The following is an 8,537-nucleotide window of genomic DNA, read 5'->3' on the forward strand; positions in this document are numbered from 1 at the left end:
CCCCCTCTCTTGATATCCGCTGCGAACATCACAGTCGATGTCACTAGGAAAACAACAATGAGAATTACTAGAACTCTTTTCATAAACACCCCTCCTTTACAGGTTTGTGACTATTAATATGATTATAGAGTTTTTCACAGACGGTTCCAAAGTCAAATAGAGTTCTTAAGAAGGAGGAGAAGCCGTTTATCGACCTTAAATCCCCGGTATCGTGGTTTTTATTATGATAATACATATATACAAAAAACTCATTGACGAAGCTTTGGAAGATTCTTCATGAAGTGGCAAATACCGTTACTCGCTGTAACTCTTGTGTGAGGGGGAAAGCCTCGAGGCAGGGCAAGAGTTAGGTGAAATTATCACATAGAAAGGCTTTATGTCTGCCTGAAGAACTAAAAGACTATGCCCAATCTATCGAGAAAGGCCTCCCATTCGTCGTAGATGAAGCGAAGTCTCCTGTCCAGGTAAGAAAGAGTTTTGAGGCGTATCCAGTCAGGAACGCCATAGTAAGCCTGGGCTATGGCCCCGGTTATTGCCGCAATGGTGTCGCTGTCTCCGCCCAGAGATACAGCAATCCGGACTGCATCTTCGAAGGAGACTGATTCAAGAAAACATTCGATAGCCTGAGGGACGGTTTCCTGGCAGGTCTCACTGAATTCATATGTGTCCCTTATTTCATCGATCTTGAAGTTAAGGGGATAGTAGTCCTCGGATATCCTGCTTCGAATTTCTCTCTTCGAAAGGCCATGGCGCGCAAGGAAGATGGCCATGACTTTAGCTTCGGCACCTTTGATCCCTTCCCTGTGATTGTGAGTGACAGAAGTTACCGCACCGGAGAGGCTGACAGCCTCTTCCTCTGACTCTGCAACGAAACCGACTGGACTGATCCGCATGGCGGCTCCGTTTCCAAAACTGTTATATGGTTCTGGACAATCGCTAAAGACCCATCTGCCAAACATTCCACCGTAACCGCAGTTCGGGTAGTCTCTGCCTATTTCCTGCATGTATTTTATGGCCAGCATTTGCAGCAGCGAGAGATAATCGCTGTCTGCCCTGCTCTTTATCCCCGATTTGTTTATACTTTTTTCGGTCTCCATTATTGCCTTTGCGACGGCTAGGGTCATTATGCTGTCATCTGTTGCAAAGCAATCTTCAGTGAAGAGTTCGAAATTCTTGTCACGGTGGTTATTGAATTCAAATCTCGATCCAACTACGTCTCCGGTAATCGCTCCAAGCATTGTACACCTCGTAAGCCATTCATTACTACCCAATGGATAGGTTAAGGGTTTCGGTTATGGTCGGCATCAAGACTGCAAGAACCGCAAGATATACGGGATACAGCCCAATGTTCACGCCGTTTGCAATCAGGCCAAACAGAGGGGGCATGAAAGTTGTGCCGACATAAGTGCTGACTTTCTGAATTCCAATAATTGCTTGCGAGTTCTCCCTTCCAAAATTCGATGGAGTTGCGTGAATTACTGACAGATTGGCGCAACCCAGTCCTATTACAATCAAGCCCCCCAAGGCGAAGATCTCGGACTTGAAGGGAATGCCCACAAGAATAGCTCCCACAGTCAATGTTGAGATCCCATAGCGAATCACTCTTTTATCCCCGAACCTGTCGACGATGAAACCATTCAAGAACCTGCCAACAGTAATTCCCGGACTGAAGAGCGATGAAAAGATCGCTTCGGTCTCAACATCCACTCCTTGGTACTCGACGAGATAACTGCTCGCCCATAGTCCAGCAGTTGTTTCTGGTCTGCAGTATACGAAAAATGCAATGAGAACAAACAGAACACCTCTTATCCTAAGCGCTTTGCCAACGCTCAAAAACTTCGAAGAGGTTTTACTTTCTCCATCTCTTTCACTCTTACCACTTCTCCAGAGGCAAAGGCCACTGAAGAGAACCAAGGTCAACACAATCTGGATAACAGACACCGCTCCGTGTCCTCTATGCTATCTCAGTTGTGTTCCAAGAAAATAACTCATTATATAAGGGCTTATGAAAGCCCCAACTCCCCAGAAACAGTGAAGCCGGCTCATATGTCAGGAGGCAAAGTGCAAGGCAACGTAATTGTTCAGTGCGGCATCGACGGCACCGGCACCGAGGCCGAAGGGTATAGCCCACAAACAGATAGTTGCAAATGAATTCGCAACCGAGAATCCAATGAGAGCAACTGCCGTCATACCCACGCTGAGCGACGTTACGAGGCCCGTGCCAAGTTTTCGATTCAACCGATCTGACAGGAGGCTTGAAAGGATCGCTCGGCCGGCAATGATCATTGAAACAATGCCTGCAAAAGATAGAGGAACTGCGAACGCTTTCCCCATCACTGGCCAGGCAGAGCCCAGCAGAGAATCCCGTAAGCCCAGACTGACAAAGGCCACGTAAATAATGACGAGTAAAAAAGAGAACATATGCTTCCTTTCTGACAAGGTAGAGAAAAATCTTCTCTCACTTCGCTTCTTCAGTAAACTACTCTTTCGAGGGAGCTTCGAATCCTGTCATTTTATGGAGCAAATACTCAAACGTTTCGAACAGAAAAAACAAAGAAAGGAGACTTTCCAGATGTACTAAATGCAAGTATAAGTTTCGAGTTGATTATAGCTTATTTCTTCATCGCCTACCATCCTTCTCAAGAACCACTGGTTGACATGCAGATAATCAAATCCAAATCTAACTCAAAGGGAAGCGCTCTTGGTCTCCTTCATCTCGACTTCGAGTAGATTTGTTTCCATGTATCAGCTCCCGCTCGAATAGATTCAATTATGATGCGTTACGTCCTTCTCAAGAACCACTGGTTGACATGCAGATAATCAAATCCAAATCTAACTCAAAGGGAAGCGTTCTCGGTCTCCTTCATCTCGACTTCGAGTAGATTCAATTATGATGCTTTGCGTAGCATTTTCTTTTGCTTCGAAGCTTGAAGAATCCGGAGGATTCTCACCGCAGAATGAAATGACCGTCTTTTCTATACCTTCAATGAACCCCTGAAGTTTCTGACACTGTAGTATGAATGGCGCCACCATGATAGACGAAGACGGTGCCACATCTTCGGTCACAGAAAAGAGCGCCCAGTTTTCTTATGCCCTCCGGAGTCTTCACCCAGGCGGATGTCTTTGTATCAAAGCTCCCGAAGCTCTGCAGCTCCCTATACTGAGCTTCCGTCAGAATCTCGATGCCCATTTTCTCGGCCATATAGATGGCACTATCGGACGGCTTGTCCCTTTTCATCGACTTCAGGGCCGGTCGATCGTAGCAAAGGCTTCTTCGCCCTGTGGGGCTCTCGGGTGAGCAGTCATAGAAGACGAACTCTCCCGTATCCTTGTCAACCCAACGACGTCGGGTTCTCCTCCGGTAATCTCGATCTCGTTCGACGACCGGAGCTTCTCGGGATTTACCTTCAGTCTTTCCCGGACAAGGACCCAGTCGATTGCCCTGTGACGACTCAAATTACTTTCGAATCGCAATCTGAACGACTCGATCAGCTTTCCTTGTCTTTAGAGAGACAGATCTTTGCGATCTTTCTCTTTCACAGTTTATCTCTCCTCGCTTCCAATGCTTTGTATAGGTTTAGAACAGCTGCCAATGCGGGCAACCGAAGACTGGCATCTACAAACAGTATAGCAGATAGAAGAGATCGGTTTTAAGAAAAAATCAATCCCACATGAGTGTGCAGTCAGAATCGACGTAGAGGGAACGGTTCCCACACTTCGGGCAGGGAAAGGATGCCAGGATCTTGCCGATTCTCTCTTCGATTGAGCCTTCATCGGAGTTATGATCGATTCTCTCGAGCGTTGATCTGCACTTACCGCAACGGTAACTGGGTTCAAAACTTTCATCGTCATAGTCAAGGTGAATGAAGAATCTGTCGAATAGCTCGCTACATCCTGGACATCTGTAGATGTAATGACCGTAGTCATCGGCAAGAACTGCGTTCTTACTTTCTATAAGCATCTTTATCTTCTCGATGGTCTTTTTCGAAGGAATGAGTGATTTCAAGATGGGCGACTTCGATTCAAGATTCAAGATGTTGTGTGGAGCGTACATCATTCCGACACCAATCTGGAGATTCTTCGAATAGTCGCATTCCTTGCATCGAATAATTATACCGATGCCCATAATAATTACCTCCCGGAGTGAAGTGGTTGGCTTAGTATGAGTCTTTCTAAATATGATAATAATACAAGAGTGAGTTCTCTTTTCTTCGAAAGGGATGTTGTGATGCTGCTCTTTTGGTGAATCATTGTAAATCCGCGCTTGAGAAATGAGTCCAGCTCTTGAAGTTCATACGACTCGATCTACCCTCGTTCTGAAAGAAGCAGTCTTACTTGCTATATTCATGAAGTTGCAAGCTTCTTTCTCTTTCGCTGAATAAGGTATATAGAAGTGAAGATGAGAAGGGCGGCCGCTATCTGAACCCCGATAACTGACATTCCATAAGCGAGGTTTGTTCTGTCACTTACTCCTCCAACAAGAATATTCGTCGTAACAGCCCCGACAGAGCCCGCTGCTGCAAAAATCGCCAAGACCGTTTCGCGGTTCTGCCTGTAGCCGGATACGATTATCGCCTGAAGCGTTGGAAATGTTCCCGAAAACCCCAGACCTGTTATGAAGACTCCAAGTGAAAGAAGAATAGAATTCCCCGCAAAGAAAGCTATAGAAAATCCCGCCAGAGATATCGTTCCGAGAACTACGAGAGTTCTCTGGAGTCCAAATTTGTCGACAACAACTCCAGTCACTATTCTGCCGACGAACAGACCAAGCGCAAGAATAGATGTTGTGAGACTGGCCATTCTTAACGGCAGGAGCTTCTCCTCGTAAGCGAAACTCGAGAGCCATGAGAAGAGACCCACCTCATAACCAACATACAGAAGCCCTCCAGCAGCCACGAGCCAGAACATCGAATCTCTCGGCAAAGTGATCCTTCGCTTCTCGACATCTGAAAGAGACTCTTTCGCAGCTTTCTTCCATACGGTCCATGATAGAAAAACCACTACAAGAAACAGCGCTGCAGCAATAAGGATGGGAACATTCCACATGTTTGTTTCGGTCAAGACAGCAGAAACTACCAAAGGAGCCACGATGCTCCCCAAAGCAAAGAAAGAGTAGACTGAATTCAGTACACCCCCAGTTCGCTTGAAAGCTAACTGCGAAACGCCGAGCGCAATGGATATCTCCGTTGCACCCAGTCCGAAACCAAACAACAGCCTTCCTATCAGAAAAGTATAGTAGGTCCGTGAAAGCGCCATAAAGATCACTGAGAAAGTTATACAGGAGATGCCGAGCGAAGCGGAAAGAAATGGCCCAGACTTTCTTGAGAGAGCTGCGGCAACAATAACGGCTACCTGATAGAGAAGGGATGGGAGACCAAGAACAAGACCTGTCATGCTGTGGTTCATCTCGAGTTCCACCGCGATTGCGGGTAAGGCACTGTTAATGGATTGGGTAGCAAACCCCATCATAAAGTAGAACAGCGATGCAACCACGATGAAGATCGATGTCAACTTCATAAATGCCTCCGGTAACGGGGAAGTCGTAATCAAACAAAATCAGTCTAGGTTTCCCGACTGCGAAGAGTGTAGCACACTTGCGGCTAGCTATGACGGGAATTCCGGAAAAAACAAGAAGCTACTCTTTGGTCTCTCTGATTAAGTCGTCGGGTGGCTACTGTGGTAATCATTGTAGGAATTTGTGTAAAACGGCGAAGAACTTCTTTGGGAGAACCTGTGCTGTGAAACATACAATGCCGGAAATATTCGATTCAATAACGGTTATCGAATTTTTAGACGGTGTTCACCGTCTTTGGGAGAAATCTTCCTCCCTCTAACTGGAACCTGAAACGATTCAAGTTCTCAATAATATGCAAACGGAAGGTGGGATTCCGAAACGCGGAAGGTCCTTTGAATCAAATGTTTCCAGTGGAATTGAACTTGGGTGGAAAAAGTGGGATCGTCTCCAGACTCATGAGACTTTATCCATAATTAATGCCCATGAAAACCATTTAGAAATAACCTGTACAATCGTGTATCTTAGAGAAGCTGCCGATTATCGCTCCTTCTTTGAACGCCTTCATGATTTGAGAAGATCCCCTCTGCCGAAACTGTTCCCCCACCGGCGTGGCCGACACTTAGATTGGCAAAGCCCGTGGCACTTGCATCTTCTGCGAAAAGATCTGTGACGGGAAAGAAACCTGTCTCTACCGGAGAGAACCTCTTGAATGCCTCATCCTGCCCAGGAAGATTGGGAATTCTATGATCTAAAGTATAATATCTCAATCGATAGCAGGCTCAAGTTAGCATGCAACTCTTGAGAAGGAGGGATAACTTATGGCTGGAAAATATATCAGTTGTTTGTTCGAAGACCTTGGAACCACTGGAGTTGCCGTGGGTGTCTTCAAAGAAAGAGAAGTGGTCCTAAAAGAGACTTTTGGGCTAGCAAATGAAGAACAGGGAATTCCTGTAAAGACTGACAGTGTCTTTCACATCGGTTCGGTGAGCAAGCAGTTCACGGCGATGTGCATTGCTTTGCTCGAAGAAAAGCATCTCGATGTGTCTCGGAGGATAAGCGATTTCTTCCCAGATCTGGGAAGCCATGCAAGTGAGATAAGAGTCTTCGATCTGATACACATGACAAATGGCCTCCCGGATTTATACAAGGTATCGCAATACATAATGGGCTTAAGAGAGAGTGACTATCTGACTTCGACAGAAGCGTACAACCTTCTAAGAAACCTTCGATGGCTCGAGTTCGAGCCTGGCAAAAGGTGGGCATACGGCAATTCGGGTTACTTCCTTCTTGGTAGATTGGTTGAGAAAATCACTGGATCGACATTGAATGAATTCGCAACAAGAGAGATCTTCTCCCCATTAGGAATGACGAACACTTTTTTCAGAGAAGACAATACTAGACTGATAAAGAATGTTGTTGATGGCTACTGCGAATACGACTACCTGCATTCCAAGTCTTTCAGATTACCTTTAGACAAATCGGTAAGGCTATCCAAAGCTCTCGATCTAATGGAGTGTACAGGAGCCGGTCAATTGTGGAGTACGCTTGATGATCTTCTCATTTGGGAAAAGGCTTTCCACAAGAAGATGCTTGGTGAAGATCCGGAGAGGTTGTCGGAGAAGATCATTTCTCCGGTAAAACTGAACAACGGCAACCGGTGCGACTACGGTTACGGCCTATTCTTGACGAAGAGAAAGGGTAAGACGACTGTAATGCACGAGGGAGGAAGCCTAGGATTTAACGCTGCCATTTACAGGATACCTGCCGAATCCCTTTCAGTTGTTGTTCTGGCGAATCGTAACGACTTCCTTCACAGGATGCTGGTGAAACTCGGCATCGAGATCTACGAAGCAATTGCCGACTGGGTTCTTGGAGAAGATTCGACGTGTCTTGACAGCAAAGACGAAGGCACAAAACCTGAAGAACTTTCTGAAGATTGGCTTGAAGAGATGAAGGAAGGCGACAAGTGGTTTGCCGATAGAAAGAGCGCTCAAATCTGCAGGCTTTTCGTTGAGGAGGGCTTCCTCAAGCTAGATATGAACGGTGAAAGGGTACATGTATTATTGCCCCTGAGAGGACTCCGATTCGAAGAGATGGATCGTGAGTTTGAAGGGGAAATCTTCCGGGAGAATGGAGAGAAAGGGCTTCTATTAACAAATCACAGCGGTGCAGTTTGGTTCAGACCATTCGAGAAGAGACTTTCAAAATGTGATCTCCAAGAGTACTGTGGAAGATACTATTGTCGTGATATTGACACAGGTTACGATCTCTATGCAACCGAAAGAGGCCTGCTATTTTCCAACACGAATGCGCACCACGATGCTATGAATTTCGAATACCGGCCCGCCGTCAAGGATCTTTTCTTCACCTATGCACCACCTTATCTGAGCTGCTATTTTGGCGTTGAGTTCCTAAGGGACAGGGATCAAGACGTTGAGGCTTTTGTGTTCAGGGACTACGACAATGATGGGAGGGAGTTCTTGAAGTTCGCTAGAATTCATTGAAGAAAAAAGATTAGTTACTGTAAATTGAGAATCAGTTGCCGTTTGGCATGTTTCAGAAATCTTTCGCGAAGCTTCTAAGAGGGTAGTTCAGGTTGCAACTATCACGGCTTCTTCAGTCGATGTCTATACTGCATTATTAATGTCTAGTCTTGATTTCTTGGAACACATGTCGGGACCGCAATGAATTTAGTTGGGGGATGAACCCATATAAGCTCTTAAGAAATTTCTACTTATTTACTCCCGTTTTAGTATGTTCTGTTAAATTTGACTCACATGCTGATTTCGAAAGGACTCTGTAAATTCGTTATTGTTCGAAATCACAGCTGATATAATACTTCGTCCAAACTGCATTCAAACTCCTACGACCAAATTCAAAGTCGGTCTCTATGCTTCTTGTTCCTGATCATCAACGCTAGACTGGAGGCGATATTGTGAGAAAAGCGTTGCTTATTTGCTCTTTGTCGCTCTTAATTATTCTTGCCGGTTGCATAAAAGTCCCGAATACTCGTATTATCAAG

5 protein-coding genes and 2 pseudogenes are annotated in these 8,537 nt (G+C 45.6%); 1 reads left to right on the top strand and 6 read right to left on the bottom strand.

Features of this window, described 5'->3' with window-relative positions; all coding sequences use genetic code 11:
- Window positions 1–392 precede the first annotated feature (392 nt).
- The 6 genes and pseudogenes from BG32_RS12670 to BG32_RS12695 all read right to left on the bottom strand — a co-directional run bounded on the left by BG32_RS12670 (window position 393) and on the right by BG32_RS12695 (window position 6,282).
- Window positions 393–1,238 (bottom strand): ADP-ribosylglycohydrolase family protein, encoded by an 846-nt coding sequence (locus BG32_RS12670; RefSeq protein ID WP_121526943.1) that lies wholly within the window; start codon window positions 1,236–1,238, stop codon window positions 393–395.
- Window positions 1,239–1,263: 25 nt separating this feature from the next.
- Window positions 1,264–2,421 (bottom strand): annotated as a pseudogene (locus BG32_RS17200) (MFS transporter).
- A gap of 562 nt (window positions 2,422–2,983) precedes the next feature.
- Window positions 2,984–3,474: pseudogene (locus tag BG32_RS17205) on the bottom strand (DUF4256 domain-containing protein).
- A gap of 187 nt (window positions 3,475–3,661) precedes the next feature.
- Window positions 3,662–4,126 carry a hypothetical protein gene (locus BG32_RS12685; protein WP_006487567.1) on the bottom strand — a complete coding sequence of 155 codons (465 nt, stop codon included), beginning with the start codon at window positions 4,124–4,126 and terminating at the stop codon, window positions 3,662–3,664.
- 218 nt (window positions 4,127–4,344) lie between these two features.
- The gene (locus BG32_RS12690; protein WP_006487565.1) at window positions 4,345–5,517 is read right to left on the bottom strand and encodes a sugar MFS transporter; all 1,173 of its coding nucleotides are present in this window, start codon (window positions 5,515–5,517) and stop codon (window positions 4,345–4,347) included.
- A gap of 519 nt (window positions 5,518–6,036) precedes the next feature.
- Complete coding sequence (locus BG32_RS12695) at window positions 6,037–6,282, bottom strand: hypothetical protein (RefSeq protein WP_006487562.1); 246 nt, start codon at window positions 6,280–6,282, stop codon at window positions 6,037–6,039.
- 51 nt (window positions 6,283–6,333) lie between these two features.
- Between BG32_RS12695 and BG32_RS12700 the strand changes: the two genes are divergently transcribed.
- On the top strand, window positions 6,334–8,019 hold the full coding sequence (locus BG32_RS12700; RefSeq protein ID WP_121510455.1) for a serine hydrolase: 1,686 nt from the start codon (window positions 6,334–6,336) through the stop codon (window positions 8,017–8,019).
- The last annotated feature ends 518 nt before the right edge of the window (window positions 8,020–8,537 follow it).

This window comes from Mesotoga sp. HF07.pep.5.2.highcov (assembly GCF_003666285.1).
GTDB classification, from domain to species: Bacteria; Thermotogota; Thermotogae; order Petrotogales; family Kosmotogaceae; genus Mesotoga; species Mesotoga prima.

What these genes read in the sequence shown, in the direction of transcription:
- BG32_RS12700 (WP_121510455.1), top strand. Translation starts at nt 6,334, where the DNA reads ATGGCTGGAAAATATATCAGTTGTTTGTTCGAAGACCTTGGAACCACT.
- BG32_RS12690 (WP_006487565.1), bottom strand. Translation starts at nt 5,517, where the DNA reads ATGAAGTTGACATCGATCTTCATCGTGGTTGCATCGCTGTTCTACTTT.
- BG32_RS12685 (WP_006487567.1), bottom strand. Translation starts at nt 4,126, where the DNA reads ATGGGCATCGGTATAATTATTCGATGCAAGGAATGCGACTATTCGAAG.
- BG32_RS12670 (WP_121526943.1), bottom strand. Translation starts at nt 1,238, where the DNA reads ATGCTTGGAGCGATTACCGGAGACGTAGTTGGATCGAGATTTGAATTC.